At 57.8% G+C, this 19,484-nt stretch carries 16 protein-coding genes; 8 read left to right on the plus strand and 8 right to left on the minus strand.

Annotated elements, in window-relative coordinates; genetic code table 11:
* Positions 1-4 precede the first annotated feature (4 nt).
* The 6 genes from KFJ24_RS15240 to urtA all read right to left on the minus strand — a co-directional run bounded on the left by KFJ24_RS15240 (position 5) and on the right by urtA (position 6,150).
* Positions 5-1,051: an aliphatic amidase gene (locus KFJ24_RS15240; RefSeq protein WP_250831940.1), complete on the minus strand. Its 1,047-nt coding sequence runs from the start codon at positions 1,049-1,051 to the stop codon at positions 5-7.
* Positions 1,052-1,209: 158 nt separating this feature from the next.
* Positions 1,210-1,899 carry an urea ABC transporter ATP-binding subunit UrtE gene (urtE, locus tag KFJ24_RS15245; RefSeq protein WP_250831941.1) on the minus strand — a complete coding sequence of 230 codons (690 nt, stop codon included), beginning with the start codon at positions 1,897-1,899 and terminating at the stop codon, positions 1,210-1,212.
* Between the two features lie 2 nt (positions 1,900-1,901).
* Entirely contained in the window at positions 1,902-2,660 is a 759-nt protein-coding gene (urtD, locus tag KFJ24_RS15250; protein WP_250831942.1) for an urea ABC transporter ATP-binding protein UrtD, read from the minus strand.
* On the minus strand, positions 2,660-3,859 hold the full coding sequence (gene urtC, locus KFJ24_RS15255; RefSeq protein ID WP_250831943.1) for an urea ABC transporter permease subunit UrtC: 1,200 nt from the start codon (positions 3,857-3,859) through the stop codon (positions 2,660-2,662). Before urtC ends, urtD begins: the two co-directional genes overlap by 1 nt.
* Positions 3,860-3,868: 9 nt before the next feature.
* Entirely contained in the window at positions 3,869-4,795 is a 927-nt protein-coding gene (urtB, locus tag KFJ24_RS15260) for an urea ABC transporter permease subunit UrtB (protein WP_250831944.1), read from the minus strand.
* Between the two features lie 83 nt (positions 4,796-4,878).
* Positions 4,879-6,150, minus strand: a complete 1,272-nt coding sequence (urtA, locus tag KFJ24_RS15265; protein ID WP_434968021.1) for an urea ABC transporter substrate-binding protein — start codon at positions 6,148-6,150, stop codon at positions 4,879-4,881.
* A gap of 309 nt (positions 6,151-6,459) precedes the next feature.
* Here urtA and KFJ24_RS15270 point away from each other — a divergent pair, with 309 nt between their 5' ends.
* The 3 genes from KFJ24_RS15270 (at position 6,460) to KFJ24_RS15280 (ending at position 11,555) form a co-directional block, all read left to right on the plus strand.
* Entirely contained in the window at positions 6,460-9,843 is a 3,384-nt protein-coding gene (locus tag KFJ24_RS15270; RefSeq protein ID WP_250831945.1) for a hybrid sensor histidine kinase/response regulator, read from the plus strand.
* Positions 9,830-10,735: a response regulator transcription factor gene (locus KFJ24_RS15275; RefSeq protein ID WP_250831946.1), complete on the plus strand. Its 906-nt coding sequence runs from the start codon at positions 9,830-9,832 to the stop codon at positions 10,733-10,735. The genes KFJ24_RS15270 and KFJ24_RS15275 overlap by 14 nt, the downstream gene beginning before the upstream one ends.
* A 70-nt stretch (positions 10,736-10,805) precedes the next feature.
* Positions 10,806-11,555, plus strand: a complete 750-nt coding sequence (locus tag KFJ24_RS15280) for a DUF3047 domain-containing protein (protein WP_434968022.1) — start codon at positions 10,806-10,808, stop codon at positions 11,553-11,555.
* A 9-nt stretch (positions 11,556-11,564) separates the two neighbouring features.
* Here KFJ24_RS15280 and KFJ24_RS15285 read toward each other — a convergent pair whose 3' ends face one another.
* Positions 11,565-12,341: a substrate-binding periplasmic protein gene (locus KFJ24_RS15285; RefSeq protein WP_250831948.1), complete on the minus strand. Its 777-nt coding sequence runs from the start codon at positions 12,339-12,341 to the stop codon at positions 11,565-11,567.
* Positions 12,342-12,494: 153 nt separating this feature from the next.
* Positions 12,495-14,000, minus strand: coding sequence for a sodium/proton antiporter NhaB (nhaB, locus tag KFJ24_RS15290; RefSeq protein ID WP_250831949.1), 1,506 nt, complete (start codon positions 13,998-14,000; stop codon positions 12,495-12,497).
* Between the two features lie 461 nt (positions 14,001-14,461).
* Here nhaB and KFJ24_RS15295 point away from each other — a divergent pair, with 461 nt between their 5' ends.
* The 5 genes from KFJ24_RS15295 (at position 14,462) to KFJ24_RS15315 (ending at position 19,471) form a co-directional block, all read left to right on the plus strand.
* Complete coding sequence (locus tag KFJ24_RS15295) at positions 14,462-16,126, plus strand: AMP-binding protein (RefSeq protein WP_250831950.1); 1,665 nt, start codon at positions 14,462-14,464, stop codon at positions 16,124-16,126.
* A gap of 33 nt (positions 16,127-16,159) precedes the next feature.
* On the plus strand, positions 16,160-16,927 hold the full coding sequence (locus tag KFJ24_RS15300; protein ID WP_250831952.1) for an SDR family NAD(P)-dependent oxidoreductase: 768 nt from the start codon (positions 16,160-16,162) through the stop codon (positions 16,925-16,927).
* Positions 16,928-16,958: 31 nt separating this feature from the next.
* A complete protein-coding gene (locus KFJ24_RS15305) occupies positions 16,959-17,741 on the plus strand; it encodes an enoyl-CoA hydratase-related protein (RefSeq protein WP_250831953.1) in 783 nt (260 codons plus the stop codon).
* Positions 17,742-17,765: 24 nt separating this feature from the next.
* Positions 17,766-18,905, plus strand: a complete 1,140-nt coding sequence (gene aliB, locus KFJ24_RS15310) for a cyclohexanecarboxyl-CoA dehydrogenase (protein ID WP_250831954.1) — start codon at positions 17,766-17,768, stop codon at positions 18,903-18,905.
* An 83-nt stretch (positions 18,906-18,988) separates the two neighbouring features.
* Positions 18,989-19,471 (plus strand): MarR family winged helix-turn-helix transcriptional regulator, encoded by a 483-nt coding sequence (locus KFJ24_RS15315; RefSeq protein ID WP_250831956.1) that lies wholly within the window; start codon positions 18,989-18,991, stop codon positions 19,469-19,471.
* Positions 19,472-19,484: the final 13 nt, after the last annotated feature.

A 19,484-nucleotide genomic window follows, 5' to 3' on the forward strand; every position in this document is an offset into this window, starting at 1 on the left:
GGCTTTAAGCCCCTGCAGATTTTTCCTTGCCGTCTGCTGGCAGGTCGCCCACCGGGCATTCGGCGGTGCCTATGGTTTTGCGGGTCATGGCCTCGACGTTTTCCTGCGCCTTCTGGGCATCCATCACCCAGGTACGGTAGAACTCGAACGGACAGTCCGCCACGCCCTTGTCGCCATCGCCGGACGCATGCACGCCGGTGTAGCCACGGTGCAGAAGCTTGAACAGGTGGTTCTGGGACTGGTCGTTCTTGCGCGCGTCGCGGATCTGGCTGACGGAAAGCTGGGCATACTGAATACCCATGTCTTCCTCACCACACTCACCCAGAGTGCGACCATCGAAGCCGATAATGGCGGAGTGGCCGAAGTAGGAATAGACACCGTCAAAACCGGAAGCATTGGACACGGCCACGTAGCAGTTGTTGGCCCAGGCCATGCTCTTGGACATCATTATCTGTTGCTCCTTGGCCGGGTACATGTAGCCCTGGCAGCGCACGATCAACTCGGCGCCCTTCATGGCGCAGTCCCGCCAGATTTCCGGGTAGTTGCCGTCGTCACAGATGATCAGGCTGAGCTTCATGCCCTTGGGGCCTTCGCTAACATAGGTGGTATCGCCCGGATACCAGCCTTCGATGGGGCACCAGGGAACACACTTGCGGTACTTCTGGACGATTTCACCCTCATTGTTGATGAGGATCAGGGTGTTGTAAGGCGCCTTGTTCGGGTGATCTTCGTGGCGTTCGCCCGTCAGCGAGAAGATGCCCCAGGTATTGGCCTCCCGGCAGGCGGCGGAAAAGATAGCCGTTTCGTCACCGGGCACGGTGGCGGCGGTTTCCATCATCTCGTCGTTGTCGTACATGATGCCCATGGTGCTGTATTCCGGGAACACCACCAGATCCATCCCTGGCAGGCCCACCTTCATACCCTTGATCATCTCCGCAATGTTGCGGGCGTTGTCCAACACCTCGGCCCTGGTATGCAGCCGGGGCATCTTGTAGTTCACCACCGCCACACCAACGGTATCGTTACTGCTGGAAATATCACCGTGTCTCATAGATTACTCTCCCGAAAATCTTACTCAGAATTTTGGGCCGATGGGGCGGGGCACTTCTTCCGAAACCGTATGCGGCAGGGATGCCGCATCCGAGACTACATGGATGTATTCACGGCGTGTTTCGGAAGAAGTGCCCCGCCGCAGCGGCTTGCACCAAACTAAACGGCCAGATAACTGGCAATCTTCTCCTGATCCGCTTCGGCCCGACTCTCTTCGTGGACGATGGCGCCCTTTTCGATCACCAGAATCCGGTCCGCCGCATCCATCACAAAGCTCAGTACCTGTTCCGACACCACAATCGACAGGCCGCGCTCATCGCGGATGCGCCGCAAGGTCTTGGCAATCTCCTTGATAATGTTGGGCTGGATGCCTTCGGTGGGTTCGTCGAGCAGCAATACCTTGGGCCGGGTGGCCAGTGCCCGGGCGATGGCCAGCTGTTGCTGCTGGCCGCCGGACAGGTTGCCCCCGCGCCGGTTCTGCATTTCCTTGAGCACTGGGAACAGCTCGTACAGATCCTCGGGCACTTTCTTTTCGCCCACGGCGGCCAGGCCGGTCTCAATGTTTTCCCGCACCGTCAGGGTGGGAAAGATCATCCTCCCCTGGGGGACAAAACCGATACCGGCGCGAACCCGCTGGAAGCTCTTCATGCCGGAAATATTGGCGCCGTCGAGGCTGACTTCGCCACCTTTGGTGGCTGTCATGCCCACCAGGGATTTCATCAGCGTGGTCTTGCCCATGCCGTTACGACCGACCACAGCCACAATCTCGTTTTTCTCCACATCGAGGTTCAGGTCATCGATGATGGTGCTTTGGCCATAGGCCACCGAATGATGTTTTACGCTTAGCATGATCAGTGCCCCAGGTAGACTTCGATGACTTTCGGGTCCGACTTCACGTGCTCGATGGACCCTTCCGATAGAACCTTGCCCTGATGCATGACCGTGACCCGGTCGGCGATGTCGCCGACAAACTGCATGTCATGCTCGATCACCAGTACCGTGTGGTCTTTAGTGATCACCTTGAGCAGTTCGGCGGTTTTCTTCCGTTCCGTCACAGACATGCCCGCCACCGGCTCATCCAGCATCAGCAGATCCGGCTTCTGGATCAGCAGCATGCCGATCTCCAGCCACTGTTTCTGACCGTGGCTGAGTGACGCCGCCGATTCGTTCAGGGCATCCGTGAGGAAGATGGTTTCCGCCACCTCCTCCACAGCTTCAACAACCACCTTGTCGCGCTTGAACGCCAGTGCCCCCATCACGCTGTGACCCTGTGGGTAGGACACTTCGAGGTTTTCGAACACGGTCAGGTCCTCGAACACCGACGGGGTCTGGAATTTCCGGCCCACGCCCGCGTGGACGATCTGGTGCTCCTTGAGTTTGGTCAGCTCCTTGCCGGCAAACTTGATGGACCCGGTGGTGGCCCTGGTCTTGCCGCAGATCAGGTCCAGCACCGTGGTTTTACCGGCGCCGTTGGGGCCGATGATGACCCGGATTTCCTTGGGATCGAGGTAGAAGGACAGGTCATCCACCGCCTTGAAGCCGTCGAATGACACGGTCAGGCCCTCGACCGCCAGCAGGAAATCACCGCTTTTGCTCTTGGCTGCACTCATCACGATTTCTCCGGGCTGTAGTTATCGATCATGGGATCGTAATCATCGGCCTTTTCAACGGTCGGCTTGACGGCTTGGGGTTCGGCCGCAGCTGTGGCTTTAACCTTTTTACGCTTGAAGATCTTGTCTTCCAGGGGCATGACATAGCTCTGGTAAAGACCGGCCATGCCATTCGGGAAGGCCAGTACCACGCCGATGAACAGGGCGCCCATGGCGAAAGGCCAGAGTTCCGGGAAGGATTCCGAAAACCCGCTCTTGGCAGCGTTGACCAGCAGCGCGCCGTAGACAGCACCCAGGATGGACAACCGGCCACCCAGGGCACAGAAGATGACCATCTCGATGGAGGCGACGATGCCAATGAACGATGGCGACATGAAGCCCACGATCAGGGTGAACATGGCGCCACCGACACCGGCAAAAGCCGCGGCCAGACAGAATACGAAGATCTTGAACGCAGCAACGTCATAGCCGGAGAAACGTACCCGGGTCTCCTGGGCGTTCATCGCCACCAGGATGCGGCCCAGCTTGCTGTTCTGAACAAAGCGCGCCACAAACAGGCAGAGGAACAACATGCCAACACAGATAAAGTACAGCGTGGTCCTGGCTTCATCCGTGCGGATGTCCCAGCCCTTCAGAGTCTGCAGATCGGTAATGCCGTTTACACCACCGGTGAAGCCCTGCTGTCCGATAATCAGGATGGTCAGGACGGCGGCGATGGCCTGGGTGATGATGGCGAAGTACACGCCACCTACCCGCCGGGTAAACATGGCAAGGCCGATGACGAAGGCCAGCAGAACCGGCACCCCGATGACCGCAAGCAGGGTAAAAGAGAAGCTGTGGAACGGTTCCCAGAACCAGGGCAGCGCGGTGAGCTGGTTCCAGTCCATGAAGTCCGGAATACCGGGGGTACTCTGGATCGCTGTATTCTCCGGCGAGGAGGCCTCAAGCTTCAGGAACATCGCCATGCAGTAGCCACCCAGGCCAAAGAACACACCCTGGCCCAGGCTGAGGATGCCCGCCTTACCCCAGCACATAACCAGGCCAATGGCGACGAAGGCGTAGGTCAGGTACTTGCCCACCATGTTCAGGCGGAACGGATCCAGTAACAGCGGCAGTATGATGACCAGCAGCGCTGCCAGTCCCAGGTAATACAGTCCCTCGCGGGAGACAAACCATTTCATTGGGGATGAAGTTTTCATCACAATCTCCTAGCGACGGACCTTGAGAGCCATGAGTCCTTCCGGACGCAGCATGAGAATGCCGATGACGACCAGCAGGGTAAGTACCTTGGCCATGGAACCACTGAGGAAAAACTCCATGGTGGACTGGGCCTGGGAGATGCCGAAGGCAGAGACAATGGTGCCAACCAGACTTTGCGCGCCGCCAAACACCACCACCAGGAAGGTATCAACGATGTAGGCCTGGCCGGATGAGGGGCCCGTTGACCCGATCATGGTGAATGCAGCACCGGCAACACCGGCGATGCCACACCCGAGGGCGAAGGTTGCCCGGTCGATACCCGCACTGTTGATACCCACCGCTTCGGCCATGGGTCGGTTCTGCACCACAGCGCGCACTTTCTTGCCATAGCCGGAGCGATACATAAGCAGGTAAAGCCCGACGGCAATAGAGAGCGCAATGATCATTACGAACAGGCCGTTAATCGGCAATTGCACCAGATCGGTCACATTAAATGCGCCCAGCATCCACTCCGGCAGGTCGACACCCACTTCCCGGGCGCCGAAGATGGAACGGTAAGCCTGCTGCATGATCAGGCTAAGACCCCAGGTCGCCAGCAAGGTATCGAGAGGTCGGTGATAGAGGTGCCGTATCATGAGCCACTCAACGAGCGCCCCTAATGCGGCACAGACCAGGAAGGCCAGGATCATAGCGACAAAGAAATACCCGCCAAAAAGACCCGGCAGGTAAGACTGGAAAAAACCGGATGTCAGGTAGGTTGTGTAGGCACCGAGGATCATGAACTCCCCATGGGCCATATTGATCACACCCATCTGACCAAAGATGATCGTCAGGCCCAGGGCCATCAGTACAAACACTGAAAACAGGGAGAGCCCGGCAAACCCCTGCATGGCAAATATCGACATCAATTCACTGCTGGTGTAGCCATCAAACATGACCCTATCTCCCGTTCAAACCAACGTGCTTCGCGTTGTAGCGACAATGGACGCCGGCGCCCGAAGGCACCGGCTATCCGGCCTTACTGGTAACCTTCCGGGAAAGGATCGGGTTCCATCAGTTCTTCGGTCTCGTAGACAACTTTGTACTGGCCGTCAGTCTGAGCCTGGCCGATACGGGTCTTGGACCACAGGTGATGGTTCTCGTGGATGCGCACGTAGCCTTCTGGTGCCTTCTTGAACTCGATGCCTGCGAACTCTTCGCGGATCTTGTCGATATCGAAGGAGCCGGCTTTTTCAACCGCTGCTTTCCACAACCATGGGCCGAGGTAGGCCGCCTGGGTAACATCGCCGATGACCATGTCATCGCCGTAAGCTTCTTTGAACGCCGCAACAAATTCTTTGTTGTTGGCATTGTCCAGGCTCTGGAAGTACTTCATGGAGGCGTAGATGCCGTCCACGTTCTCACCACCGATACCGCGGATTTCGTCCTCGGTAACCGAGATGGTCAGCAGCAATGGCTTCTCGTCGGTGAAATCGATACCGGCCGCTTTCATCTGCTTGTAGAAGGCCACGTTGGAGCCACCCACGACCGAGGCAAAGATCACATCAGGCTTCTTCAGCTTGATCTTGTTGATGACCGAGTTGAACTGGGTGTGGCCCAGCGGGTAGTACTCCTCACCGGAAACCTTGAGGCCTAGCTTGTCCTCGATGTGCTTACGGGCGATCTTGTTGGAGGTACGGGGCCAGATGTAGTCCGATCCCAGCAGATAGAAGCTTTTCGCGCCTTTCGTTTCTGCTGCCCAGTTAAGACTGGCAAGGATCTGCTGAGTTGCTTCCTGGCCGGTGTAAACCACGTTCGGAGACTGCTCAAGACCCTCGTAGAAAGTCGGGTAGTAGAGCATGCCGTTGTACTGCTCCATGACCGGCAATACGGCTTTACGGGAAGCCGAGGTCCAGGCACCGAAAATGGCAGCGACATTATCCTGACGCAGCAGCTTGCGGGATTTTTCAGCGAAGGTCGGCCAGTCACTGGCACCGTCTTCCTGAACAAAGTCAATCTGGCGACCCAGAACACCGCCGGACTCGTTGATCTGTTTAATCGCGAGCTTTTCCGCCTGAACGGAACCGATCTCACTGATCGCCATTGTGCCGGTAATGGAGTGCAGGATGCCGACCGTGACGGTGTCGTCAGTGACAGCCAGCCCGGTGGTGTTGACCTCAGCCGTGCTCGGCGTAGCCGCTTGCGCGGAAGTTGCCAGCATGACGGACGCCGCCAGTGTCATCAGGCTCTTTCGAAACCCTAGTCCTTTGCCAAACGACCGCCCGCTGGCGGTTGTATCTGTCGTACCCATGGTAATTCCTCGCAGTGTTTGAAAGCCGGTACCGCGCTTCCTTCCGAAAGCACAGCGCCCACGTCAAACATTCTGCTCGGCCCCCCCATGGGTGCCCATTCGGCAATCACCCCAGCGCACTACGTCATTTGACGCATTCCTGTCCCCGGCCACACAGGCTAAAACGCAGGTACACGAAATAAATGTGACCGCTTTTCCTGGCGCACCACACCATGGCACGGAACTTGATCATGCTTTCAGATCCGGTGCGCAGAATCACACAACCGCACTAAAACCGGGCATCGCCCAGGTTACACAGGCAAGGCAGCAATGGCCGCACGACAGAACATTTTCCGGGTACGGCGCAGTTACAACCAATGGGTCGCCAACCAGACGCTGGAAGACTACGCCCTGCGCTTTACCGCCAAGAGCGCCCGGCGCTGGTCGGCGGCGCGTGTGAGTAACACCGCTCTGGGTGCCATCTCGTTCCTGGCCATGGAGGCCATCGGGGGCTCCATCACGCTGCACTATGGTTTCGATAACGCGGTCGCAGCCATTCTGGTGGTCAGCCTGGTGATCTTCCTCACCGCCATCCCCATCAGTTACTACGCCGCCCGTTATGGCGTGGATATCGACCTGCTGACCCGGGGTGCCGGCTTCGGCTACATTGGCTCCACCATCACCTCGCTGATCTACGCCTCATTTACGTTCATCTTCTTCGCCATCGAGGCGGCGATCATGGCCATGGCCCTGGAGATGTTGTTCAACATTCCCCTGGTGATCGGCTACCTGATCTGTGCGGTGGTCATCATCCCCCTGGTGATCCATGGCATCACCACGATCAGCCGGTTCCAGGTCTGGACTCAACCACTGTTTATCGTGCTGCAGCTGGCGCCGTTCGTGTTCATCATTTACGCGGATGCCTCCTCCATCAGTGACTGGACCCAGTTCGAAGGCATTGGGCCTGCTGCCGGACAGGGGCTCAATGTGGTGATGTTCGGTGCCGCCGCTGCCGTGGTGTTTTCGCTGATCGCCCAGATTGGCGAACAGGTGGATTTCCTGCGCTTCATTCCGGAGCCCCGGAATCGCCGGGAGAAACGGCGTTGGTGGGTGGCGGTTATGGCTGGCGGGCCAGGCTGGATCGTGATCGGCATGCTGAAAATCCTGGCAGGCTCCTTTCTGGCCGTCCTTGCCCTGAATCAGGGCGTATCGGCAACAGAGGCGGCCGATCCGACCCAGATGTACGTGGTGGCATTCAACTACATTACCCATTCCCCGGAGATCTCCCTGGCGATGGCGGGCATCTTCGTGATTCTGTGCCAGCTCAAGATCAACGTAACCAATGCCTATGCCGGCTCCATCGCCTGGTCGAACTTCTTCTCCCGGCTGACCCACAGCCATCCCGGCCGGGTGGTCTGGCTGTTTTTCAACGTGGGTATCGCCCTTCTGGTGATGGAGCTGGGCGTCTATCGGGCGCTCGAAGAGACTCTCGGGTTCTATGGCATCATCGCCATCGCCTGGGTTGGCGCGCTGGTCGCAGACCTGGTGATCAACAAGCCCCTGGGACTGAGCCCGGCCCACATCGAGTTCAAGCGGGCTCACCTTTACGACATTAACCCGGTGGGTGTCGGTGCCATGCTCACCGCCTCCATCGTCGGCATTACCTGCCACACCGGCGTTCTTGGCGAATACGCTCAGGCCCTGTCCCACTTTATTGCCATGGGCGTGGCGCTGATCACCGCGCCGCTGATTGCCTGGAAGACCGGTGGCCGGTTCTACACCGCTCGTCCCTTCGTGCCGCTGGCGACAGATCACCAGCTGGTGCAATGCACGATCTGTGAGCATAAATTCGAACCCGAGGATGTCACCACCTGCCCCGCCTACGCAGGCACTATCTGCTCCCTGTGTTGTTCACTGGACGCCCGCTGCGGCGATTCCTGCAAGCCCGGCGCCGGCTATCAGGAGCAGTTACAGCAGTTTCTCGGCAAACTGCTGCCCCAGTCCGTGCTCAGCCGGCTTCACTCCCGCCTGGGCCACTTTCTGTCTCTGCTGGTTCTGATCAACGGTTTGTCCGGCCTGCTGTTGTCCCTGATTCACTACAAAACACCGGTCGCCTCGGCGCCCGAGGCCCTGCTGCTGTCGGTCACCCTCTGGAAAGTGTTTTTTATCCTTGTGATTGTCACCGGGGTGATCTGCTGGCTGTTCGTCCTGGCTCATGAAAGCCGCGTGGTGGCCGAGGAGGAATCCGGACGGCAGACGCGCCTGTTGATGGAGGAGATTGTTGCGCACGAGCGAACTGATCAGGCGCTGCAGGAGGCCAAGGAGAAAGCCGAGGCCGCCAATGGTGCGAAAAGTCGTTATCTGACGGGTATCAGTCACGAACTCCGGTCACCACTGAACGCCATTCTCGGTTATGCCCAGCTTATGGAAAACGATGAATCGGTACCAACCCACCGCAAGGAGGCTCTGGGTGTCATCCGCCGCAGCGGCGAATACCTCGCCGATCTGATCGAAGGACTGCTGGACATTTCCAAGATCGAAGCCGGCCGGCTGGACCTGCACAGGGACCAGGTGCGCATCGAATTACTGATGGAGCAGCTGGTCACCATGTTCCGACTGCAGGCTGAAGAGAAAGGGCTGGCCTTTGATTACCACTGCCCGCACCCGCTGCCAGAGCTGGTGACCACCGATGAAAAACGGCTGCGCCAGATTCTCATCAACCTTCTCTCGAACGCCATCAAGTATACCGATCGGGGTGGGGTTTCCCTGACCCTGCGCTACCGAAGCCAGGTGGCGGAATTCACCGTTCGGGATTCGGGCGAGGGCATTGCCGACGAAAACATCGAACGCATTTTCCGCCCCTTTGAGCGTATTCGCCTGCCGGGGCAGAGTCGCATCGGAACCGGGCTGGGGCTGACTATCACCCGCCTGCTGACCGAAATCATGGGCGGCGATATCTCTGTGGAAAGCGAACCCGGCCACGGCAGTACTTTCAAGGTAAGCCTGATGCTGTCGAGTCTGCACAGCTCCAGCCCCCGTTCCATCTCGGCACCGGCCCGTCGGATCTATGGCTATCAGGGTACCCGGCGCAAGGTCCTGCTGGTGGATGACGACATCTCCCATCGCCAGGTCATCCGGGCCATGCTGTCCCCCCTGGGATTCGAGATCGTGGACATCGGCAATGCCCTCAGGGTTCGTGAAACCATCCAGATCGAGCGTCCGGACCTGGTTCTGCTGGATGTCGCCATGCCCGGTCATACCGGCTGGGAAGTGCTGCAGCAGTTGCGGGCGGACCAGCACACCATGCCGGTCGTCATGCTCTCTGCCGATGCCAGTGAAGGCTACCATTCGGCCGAATCGCCCAAACTTCACGATGGCTACATCATCAAGCCGGTGCGCCTGAACCTGCTGCTGGACACGATAGCCCAGGTGCTGAAGCTGGATTGGCGGTTCGAGAAAAGTGCCGAGCCGCTGGCGGCCATCCCGGTGCCTGAAACCGGAGATTTGCCACTGCCCGCCATGGAGCACCGGCAGGCCCTGGCAGATCTAGCCCGGATCGGGCATCGCAAAGGCCTGCTGGAGGCCCTGCACGACCTTAAACACCATGGTGAGGCGGACGAACGCTTTACCAGCGAGCTGACCCAGCTCACCAGCGATTTTCAGTTTGAGAAAATTCTTGAATTACTCGAGGTAGCCGAACATGAAGCTTCATGATGACCAGAAGACTGTTGTGATGGTCGTGGATGACGCCGTCGACTCCATTCGAATGATCAACGATGCTTTGGAAGAAGCCGGCATGACCGTGCTGGTAGCGCTTGAAGGCAACCAGGCGCTTACCATCAGCCGGAATATCACGCCGGACGTGGTGCTTATGGACGCGCTGATGCCGCATATGGACGGCTTTGAAACCTGTCGCCGGCTCAAGGAAAATCCGGCGTTTGCCGACATTCCCATCATTTTCATGACCGGCCTGAGCGACACTGAACACGTGGTGATGGGCCTGAACGCCGGTGGCGTGGACTATGTTAACAAACCCATCAATACCACCGAACTGCTGGCCCGCATGGACGTGCACCTGGCCAATGCCCGGATGACCAAAAGCGCCCGTAGCGCCCTCGATACCGCAGGCCAGAACCTGTTTGCCGTGGACCGGGAAGGCAATCTGCTCTGGGGCACTCCCCATGTTTGCCGGTGCCTGCCCGACAGCAACCACCCGGAATTCCTGGAGGTGAAATCCCAGCTGGAGGAGTGGCTCGGCCATAACCTGGAGCCGGGGCACAGCATGCCACTGAAAATCGTGGATACACCACGCTCCGTGGAATTTCTGGCGCTGGTGGATGGCCGGGAATACCTGCTTCGACTGAAAACCCCGCAGAATCAGAACAGCGCCGCCGCCGCGCTCAGGGAAAGATTCCAACTGACGTTGCGGGAATCGGACGTGCTATTGTGGATTGCCAATGGCAAAACCAACCGGGAAATCGGGCAGATTCTGGACATGAGTCCGCGCACGGTAAACAAGCACCTGGAACAGGTGTTCCGCAAACTGGGCGTAGAAAACCGGACCGCAGCCGCAGCAAGCGCCATCCGGCTGCTCGCCACCCACTAGGAGCGGGCACTTTTCGTGGTCCAGGCTGTCACCACGGCAGTACAGAACGATTCCTGCAGAGGAGACATTTGTGCGTCTGACAGCACTACGACCACTATTACCCGCATTACTGCTTGCCTGCACCCCATGGCTGGCGTTTTCCGCGTTCGCGGACGACACGACACTTCCGGCGTTTTCAGAGATCCAGTCCCTGGGCGAAGGCTCCGGTTGGGAGCCCCTGGAATTTCCCAAGATCGATCAGCATTCCCGCTATGAACTGGTCACCGAAGACGGTGTACAGGTCACTCGGGCGAATACGGCCGGTGGTGCTTCCGGCCTCATTGCCCGACTGAACCTGAAACCGTCGGATTCACTTATCCTGCGGTGGAGCTGGAAGGTTTCCAATGTGTTCGAGAAGGGGGATGCACGGGAAAAGTCCGGCGATGATTATCCTGCCCGGATTTATGTGGCGTTCGAGTTTCAGCCCGACAAGGCGGGTTTCTTCGAACGGGCCAAACGCAAGGCTGTGGAAATGGTGTTCGGCGAAACCCTGCCCGGCAATGCCCTGAACTACATCTGGGCCAACACGCTACCGAAGGGTGATGTCGTGCCTAATCCCTATACCGACAAGACCATGATGGTCGCGGTTAACTCAGGCATCGATCAGGTTGGCGAGTGGGTGACGGTGGAGCGCGATATCGTCTCCGATTACCAAAACGCCTTCGGTGAGGCGCCACCGCCTGTGGTAGGCATCGCAATCATGTCCGATTCAGATAACACCGGAGAAACCGCCACCGCCTGGTACGGCGATATCACCGTGATGCCTGACACCACGGACTGACCAGAACGCTTACCGATAAGCGTCCGGAAAACCGGGAATTATAAACCCCTCTTCCATGACTCGAACCGGGGGCGCTTCGCCCCGTTCTACCAGACGAATGTAGGCATCGTCGAAATCATCTCTCAGCAACGCAGCCCTGGGGTTGGCCAGTGAAAACAGCCACGCAAGATTACGCGACCTGACTTTCGAGTACCGAATCATGCTGTCGGAAGGCATGACCAGCACCTCCTCGACTGGCTGACGGTAGTCCAGTAAATAGTCCCCCCGCTTACGTTTCAGCATATCCAGTGCGGAGCGGTGGTTGGGGGCCTCAGTCACCGTGATTGTATCCTGCGCTTCAAGCCACGAAAGGAGGCCGGCGTAGGTATAGCCCCCGATCACAATGACGGTTTTCCCTTTAAGCTGATCAAAGTGATTAACGGGCGTGACACCCTCACGGTACCAGGCGCTCAGATGAATCGCGGACGGACTGCTCCAGCTTTCAAGGACGTCGTCTTTAATACTTGGGATGTTGGTCACCCCGGGCCAGACATCTATCAGCCCGTTGCTCAGATAGAGATAGGCTCGACTGACTGGCAAATAGAGAAATTCGGGAACGTAACCGGCTTCCTCAGCCACCTTGCGTGTCATGTCGATGAAGGTGCCGTCCGGCTTACCGGCATCATTCTGGTAGGTGATTGGCGGGAATTCTACATAGGCAATACGCAGAATTTTAGACGGGTCGGCCTTTTCCGCGCTGGCAACTGAATTACTCAAAAGAACAAGCGCAATCAAAGCCGTCAGCAACTTCAAGAATCCGGGTCGGCGGTACAGTATCGTGTCGAGAGTTTTGATCAAGCGGCTGTACATGAATTCCATTATTTTGAATCTGTTTAAAACAAGATTAACAGACCAGAAAAATTGTGCACTGGCAGCCGCCGCAAAATTTCAATCAATGGGTCAGATATAGTTGACCACCATGTAAAGACCTACACCACCCATTACCAGTGTGTAGGGGAACGCCATGATCACCATTCGCCCATAGGAAAGCCGGACCAGCGGCGCAATGGCCGAAGTAAGCAGAAACAGGAAGGCCGCCTGCCCGTTCGGCGTTGCCACGCTTGGCAGGTTGGTACCGGTGTTAATGGCTACGGCAAGGTCCTGGAAATGTTCCTGACTGATGCTCCCGGAATCCAGTGCCTGCTTCACTTCGCTGATGTAGACGGTCGCCACGAAAACATTATCACTGATCATCGAGAGCACACCGTTGGCAATAAAGAACATGCCCGGTTGCTGACCCTCTGGCAGGGACAACACGTAATCGATGATCGGCTTGAACAGGTGCTGCTCGTGAATCACCGCAACGACCGCAAAGAACACGACCAGCAGTGACGTAAAGGGAAGGGATTCCTGGAACGCCTTGCCGATCTGATGCTCATCGGTAATGCCGGTGAACGAGGTGATCAGGATAATGACCAACAGACCGATCAGCCCGACTTCCGCCAAATGAAACGCCAGGCCCACCACCAGAATGGCCGCAGCAAAGGCCTGGATCCACAGGGCCGCCTGATCGGCCTTGGTGCGCTTGGAACGCTCGTTTTCAGCGAATTCTTCCAGTACCTGGCGAACTGGCTTGGGCAACCGCCCGCCATATCCGAACCAGCGCAGCTTTTCCAACGCCCAGCAGGTAACCAGGCCTGCCGCCAGTACCGGCATACTCACCGGCGCCATGTGCAGGAAGAAACCGGCAAAATCCCAGTCCACCACCTTGGCAATCAACAGGTTCTGGGGTTCGCCCACCATAGTGGCTACACCACCCAGGGCAGTACCGATGGCACCGTGCATCAACAGGCTGCGCAGGAAAGCACGAAAATTTTCCAGGTCTTCCCGGTGCAGTTCGACCACCTCGTCGTCACTGCCGGCGTTGTGGTCTTTGTGGTGATAGACCTTGCCGGAGGCGACCTTGTGATACACCGAGTAGAAACCGACCGCGACACTGATAATGACCGCGGTTACCGTCAGGGCATCCAGAAACGCTGACAACAGGGCCGCAGCGCTGCAGAACAGCAGGGACAGCGCGGACTTCGAGCGCACACCGACCAGGATCTGGGTGAAGGTGACCAGCAGCAGTTCCTTCATGAAGTAGATACCCGCCACCATGAACATCAGTAGCAGGATAACGGGAAAGTTGGTCAGTACTTCCAGATACACGGCATCCGGCGTGGTCAGCCCGATCAGCAATGCTTCCACCGCCAGCAGGCCACCCGGCAACAATGGGTAGCATTTGAGCGCCATGGCCAGGGTAAAGATGAACTCGGCGATCAGAAGCCATCCCGCCGTGCCCGGCCCCAGCAGATACATCACAATCGGGTTGGCGACAAGAAACAGCAGGATAATCTGCTTATACCAGACCGGAGCCTTGCCAAGGAAGTTGTGGGTAAAACCGGATATGACAGTGGTGGGCATTACGGAAATCTTCTGAGTTAACGAGCTGAAAAAGTATGCGGCAACGGACCCGTATCTTCCTTGATATTTGTGCAGTTGGTAATGACACAAAGGTACCGGCTGAGCCCCTATTTGGTCTCAATAACGGTTAGAAAGGCGTGAAAAGGGATCCGCTGCCCCCCAAAACTGTTCGCAATCGAATTCAGGCGTTACGAAGGGAGCAACCGTATTCTACCTCAAATCGGGATAAATGAGTTCAATATCTGCACAAAAAGTCTATATCAGACAGCTGCCTGCAAGATGTTCCGATCCCACTTTCTCTTTTCGGGCACTTCTTTCCATTAACGCTCTCACTTTAAAAACTGTAGCAATATGTTGACATACTTTTGGGTTCGGAACTATGTTGGAAAAACCAACAAGTGGACCTGTGCCTGCTGTCAGGTCGAACCAAAATAACAAAACAGACACCACAGGAGAGTCAGATGGAAACAGGCATCACACTCAACCCGGAACGTCGTGCCGCCATGGTGGACAGCGGCGCGTGGAACGACAAACTTATCACCGACTACCTCGACGAAGCCGTAGCCCGCCAGCCGGACCGGGAAGCCATCATCGGCTACCAGGTCACCGGCGACACGCGCACGGCCCTAACGTATCGGGAACTGAACGACACCGTCACCCGGATGGCAGCGGGCCTCGCCGGTATGGGTATCGAAAAAGGCGACGTGGTGGCGTGCCAGCTGCCGAACTGGTGGCAAACTACCGCCCTGCACCTTGCCTGCATGCGCATTGGTGCCATTCTGAATCCCCTCATGCCCATCTTCCGGGAACGCGAACTGCGCTTCATGCTCAAGCATGGGGAGGCCAAACTGCTGGTGATCCCCAAGATATTTCGCGGTTTTGATTATCAGGCCATGATCGACGGAATTCTCCCGGAACTGCCAAGCCTGGAAACGCTGCTGGTCATTGGGGGCGACGGGAACCGCAGTTTCGAACAACGCCTTCTGGCATCCGCCCTGGAAGAACGGCAAGACACAGCGGCCCTGTTCAGCGAACGTAAACCGACTGGCGATGACATCATCCAGATACTCTACACCTCCGGCACCACCGGTGAGCCCAAGGGGGTCATGCACACCTCCAACACCCTGTTTTCCAACGTGCGCCCCTACGCCGACCGGTTGCACCTGACACCAGGGGACAAGGTGCTGATGGCTTCACCCCTCGCCCACCAGACCGGTTTCCTCTACGGAATCATGATGCCCGTTTACCTGGGTACTACCGCCATTCTTCAGGACATATGGGACGCCGAGTACGTATGCAAGGTAATTGCCGCTGAGAAGCCTGCATTCACCATGGCCGCCACACCCTTCCTGGCGGACCTGGTTAAGGCGGCGCCGCACCATCAGGGCGAGCTGGACTCCCTGCGTATCTTTGTCTCAGCCGGCGCTCCGATACCCAGTGCCGTGGTAGAACAGGCCGGTAAGGTCCTCAACGCGAAGATCGCCTCTGCCTGGGGCATGACCGAAAACGGCGCTGTCACCATGACCTGCCCGGAGGATCCCGCGGAGCGAGCCAGTCAGTCTGATGGCAAGGTGTTGCCCTACATGGAAATCAAGGTCACCAACTTTAAGGGCAAATCGCTGCCGTCAGGACAGGAGGGTAATTTGATGGTACGCGGTGCAAGCCAATTCGTTGGCTACCTGAAGCGCCCTGACCTCTATGGCACCGACGATGACGGCTGGTTCAGCACAGGTGATTTGGCCCGAATGGATCAGGACGGCTATATCCGCATTACCGGCCGCACCAAAGATGTGGTTATCCGGGGTGGCGAAAACATACCCGTGGTTGACGTGGAGAACCTGCTTTACAAGCTCCCCGGCATTGTTGATGTGGCACTGGTGGGCTGTCCGGACGAGCGACTGGGTGAACGACTGTGCGCCTTCGTCACCCTGGACGAGAGCACCGCCGACCTGACCCTGGACAAGATCAAGGGATACCTGACGGAACAGCAGCTTTCCAGGAACTACCTGCCGGAGTACCTCGAAGTTATTGAAACCATGCCCCGCACGGCCTCCGGCAAGATCCAGAAGTTCAAACTGCGCGAGCAGGCCAAAGACGTTCGCCTTGAACCAGCCAAGCATGGCTAACTCGTTTATTTTCACATACAGGAGCAATCCATCATGAAAGGCCTAAACGGAAAAACCGTCATCGTCACCGGCGGCGGAGGTGGGATCGGCCGCGCAGTGTGCCTGCGCTTTGCTGAAGAAGGCAGCCTGGTTGCAGTTCTGGACCGTGACGAGAAAACGGCCCTGGCCACGGTGGATCTGATCACCGAAGCGGGCGGAAAAGCCAAAGCCTATGCTGCCGACATCACCGATTACGCCGCCATTATCGAGACCGTGACGACCATTGAGAAGGACCTGGGCGTACCTACGGTCCTAGTCAACAACGCGGGTTTCGACCGATTCATGCCGTTCCTGAAAACCGAACCCAAACTCTGGGACCAGCTGATCGCAGTCAACCTGACGGGTGCCCTGAACATGCACCACGTGGTGCTGCCAAAAATGATCGCTGCCGGCGGAGGCAAAGTCATCAACGTGGCCTCCGACGCTGCCCGTGTCGGCTCCTCCGGCGAATCCGTCTACGCAGCCTGCAAGGCCGGTCTGGTGGGCTTTAGCAAAACTGTCGCACGGGAACTGGCTACCAAGAACGTGTGCCTGAACGTGGTCTGTCCCGGCCCCACCGACACCGCCCTGCTCAAGGGCGTAGCGGAAACTGCCCCGAATCCGGAAAAGTTGCTGGAAGCCTTCCGCAACGCCGTGCCCATGAAGCGCCTGGCCCAGCCGGAAGACTACCCAGGGGTGATTGCTCTGCTTGCCAGTGACGACGCCAACTTCATCACCGGCCAGGTCATCAGTGTATCCGGCGGCCTGACCATGGCCGGCTGACACCCCCTTTCACTAACACGGAGAATCCACGATGAACTATGAAGACATCCTGTACGACGAAAACGACGGCGTAGCCACCATCACCATTAACCGACCGGATCGTTACAACGCTTTCCGCGGCCAGACCTGCATGGAGCTGATTGATGCCTTTCACCGGGCTGGCTGGAATAAAGATATCGGGGTGATTGTGTTTACCGGTGCCGGCGAAAAGGCCTTTTGCACCGGTGGTGACCAGGGCGCCCACGAAGGCCAGTACGACGGCCGCGGCCTGATCGGCCTGCCGGTGGAGGAACTGCAGCGGCTGATCCGGGAAGTACCCAAGCCGGTCGTCGCCCGGGTCAACGGTTTTGCCATCGGAGGCGGCCATGTGCTGCACGTGATCTGCGATCTGAGCATTGCCTCAGAAACCGCAATCTTTGGCCAGGTTGGACCCAAGGTCGGCTCGGTGGACCCCGGTTTCGGAACCGCCTACCTGGCGCGGGTCGTGGGTGAAAAGCGGGCCCGGGAGATCTGGTACCTGTGCCGTAAATACTCTGCCCAGCAAGCTCTGGAGTGGGGCTTGGTCAATGCCGTGGTGCCGCCCGAAAAGCTGGATGAGGAAGTACACAAATGGTGCGACGAGATCCTCGAGAAGAGCCCGACAGCGCTCACCATCGCCAAGCGCTCGTTCAATGCCGACAGCGACAATATTGCAGGTATCGGCGCCCTCGGGATGCAAGCCCTGAGCCTGTACTACGACACAGATGAATCGAAAGAGGGTGTAAGCGCCTTCAAGGAAAAGCGCAAGCCGGAGTTCCGGAAGTACTACAAGTGATGGCTCGATAGCCTGGAGAACACCATGAATTTCGCATTCAACGAAGAACAGAACGCGATCCGCGAGGTTGTGGCCCGCTTCAGCGCCGAGGTACTGGCACCGGGCTATCGCAAAAGGGATCAGGCCGGCACCATCGAACGGGATGTCATTCGCCAGCTAGGCGAGATGGGTCTGCTCGGGGGCGAGTTGCCCGAGGAGTTTGGTGGTAGCGGCATGGACTGCATCACCAGTGGCCTGATCATCGAGGAGATCTCAAAAGGCGATTTCAACGTCGGCTACATTCCGCTGCTCACGTCCCTAAACGGCCAGATCATTGCCAGCCATGCTGCCCCGGACCTGGCAACTAAGTGGCTGCACGGCATGACCACTGGCCAAAAGGTGGCCTGCATTGCGCTGACAGAGCCCCACGGTGGTTCTGACGCCGCCAACCTGCGCCTGAAGGCCGAGAAAAAGGGAGAGTTTTACCGGCTCAATGGGGAAAAGACTTCCATCTCCATGGCCGACCAGGCCGACGTAGCGGTGGTATTCGCCCGGACCGGTACTGTTGAGCAGCGGGCCTCCGGCATCAGCGCATTTCTGGTTCCAATGGACAGCCCGGGCGTCACCACCACCCGCTTTGAAGACAATGGCCAGCGCGCCATCGGCCGCGGCTCCATCTTCTTCGATAATGTTGAAGTGCCCGCTCGCCAGATGATGGGGGACGAGGGCAAAGGCTTCAAACAGGTGATGCAGGGTTTCGACTACAGCCGGGCGCTGATTGGCCTGCAGTGTCTGGCGGTCGCCCAGCAGTCACTGGACGAAACCTGGCAATGGCTGACCGAGCGTACCGCCTTCGGGCAGAACCTCTCTGCCTTTCAGGGCCTGACCCATCCATTGGCGGAATACCAGACTTTCGTTCATGCCGCCCGCATGCAGTGCTACCATGCGCTCTGGCTTAAGGACAACAATTTGCCCCACAATGCCGAAGCTGCCATGAATAAATGGTGGGGACCCAAACTGGCCTTCGATGTGGTCAAGCAGTGCCTGCTGGCCCATGGCCATACTGGCTGGGGCGAGGACCTGCCCTTCGCCCAGCGGTTACGGGATGTTCTTGGCCTCCAGATCGGTGACGGTACCGCGCAGATCATGAAGAACATCATTGCGCGCGAGTACCTGCCCAGGTGATGCGCCCCACATCCACCATGATTGGGAATGCCGGTGACAGCTTGGCCTCGCTAAAAAGCCAAGACGGCACTATAGGAGATCAGATGTTCGTAAACGAATCCGGAGGCATACCCAACCGCCTGTTTTTCCGTCTGTTCCAGACTGGAAACATCCTGCAACGCCAGGTTCAGAATGAAATGGGCATCAGTGCGGTGCAATGGGCAGTGCTGGGTGCACTTTCACGCAGGGGGTTCGAGGAAGGCACCTCATTCAATCAGCTCAAGGAATACCTGTATGTCAGCCGGCAGAATCTGGACGGCGTTCTCAAGCGCATGGAACGGGATGGCCACGTAGTCCGGATTCCCGATCCCCAGGACCGCCGGGCCAGACTCGTGGTGCTTACCGACTTCGGCCGGGAATTCTGGGACCGGCTTCAGGACACGATTACCGAATTCTATCGCCAGGCACTTCAGGGTATGAGCTTTGATGACGGAGTCAGCCTGCTCCATCTGCTCAAAAAGCTACAACACGATATAACTGGGATATCTCTGGATTCCAAAGATCCAGAGATATCTGAGCCCGAATGAACGGGCTTAGATC

This window comes from Marinobacter sediminum, from assembly GCF_023657445.1.
GTDB classification, from domain to species: domain Bacteria; phylum Pseudomonadota; class Gammaproteobacteria; order Pseudomonadales; family Oleiphilaceae; genus Marinobacter; species Marinobacter sediminum_A.

Coding starts and splice junctions, on each gene's coding strand:
- KFJ24_RS15315 (WP_250831956.1), top strand. CDS start 18,989: ATGTTCGTAAACGAATCCGGAGGCATACCCAACCGCCTGTTTTTCCGT.
- KFJ24_RS15240 (WP_250831940.1), bottom strand. CDS start 1,051: ATGAGACACGGTGATATTTCCAGCAGTAACGATACCGTTGGTGTGGCG.
- KFJ24_RS15305 (WP_250831953.1), top strand. CDS start 16,959: ATGAACTATGAAGACATCCTGTACGACGAAAACGACGGCGTAGCCACC.
- nhaB (WP_250831949.1), bottom strand. CDS start 14,000: ATGCCCACCACTGTCATATCCGGTTTTACCCACAACTTCCTTGGCAAG.
- urtB (WP_250831944.1), bottom strand. CDS start 4,795: ATGTTTGATGGCTACACCAGCAGTGAATTGATGTCGATATTTGCCATG.
- urtA (WP_434968021.1), bottom strand. CDS start 6,150: ATGGGTACGACAGATACAACCGCCAGCGGGCGGTCGTTTGGCAAAGGA.
- urtC (WP_250831943.1), bottom strand. CDS start 3,859: ATGAAAACTTCATCCCCAATGAAATGGTTTGTCTCCCGCGAGGGACTG.
- urtE (WP_250831941.1), bottom strand. CDS start 1,899: ATGCTAAGCGTAAAACATCATTCGGTGGCCTATGGCCAAAGCACCATC.
- KFJ24_RS15275 (WP_250831946.1), top strand. CDS start 9,830: ATGAAGCTTCATGATGACCAGAAGACTGTTGTGATGGTCGTGGATGAC.
- KFJ24_RS15295 (WP_250831950.1), top strand. CDS start 14,462: ATGGAAACAGGCATCACACTCAACCCGGAACGTCGTGCCGCCATGGTG.
- aliB (WP_250831954.1), top strand. CDS start 17,766: ATGAATTTCGCATTCAACGAAGAACAGAACGCGATCCGCGAGGTTGTG.
- urtD (WP_250831942.1), bottom strand. CDS start 2,660: ATGAGTGCAGCCAAGAGCAAAAGCGGTGATTTCCTGCTGGCGGTCGAG.
- KFJ24_RS15270 (WP_250831945.1), top strand. CDS start 6,460: ATGGCCGCACGACAGAACATTTTCCGGGTACGGCGCAGTTACAACCAA.
- KFJ24_RS15300 (WP_250831952.1), top strand. CDS start 16,160: ATGAAAGGCCTAAACGGAAAAACCGTCATCGTCACCGGCGGCGGAGGT.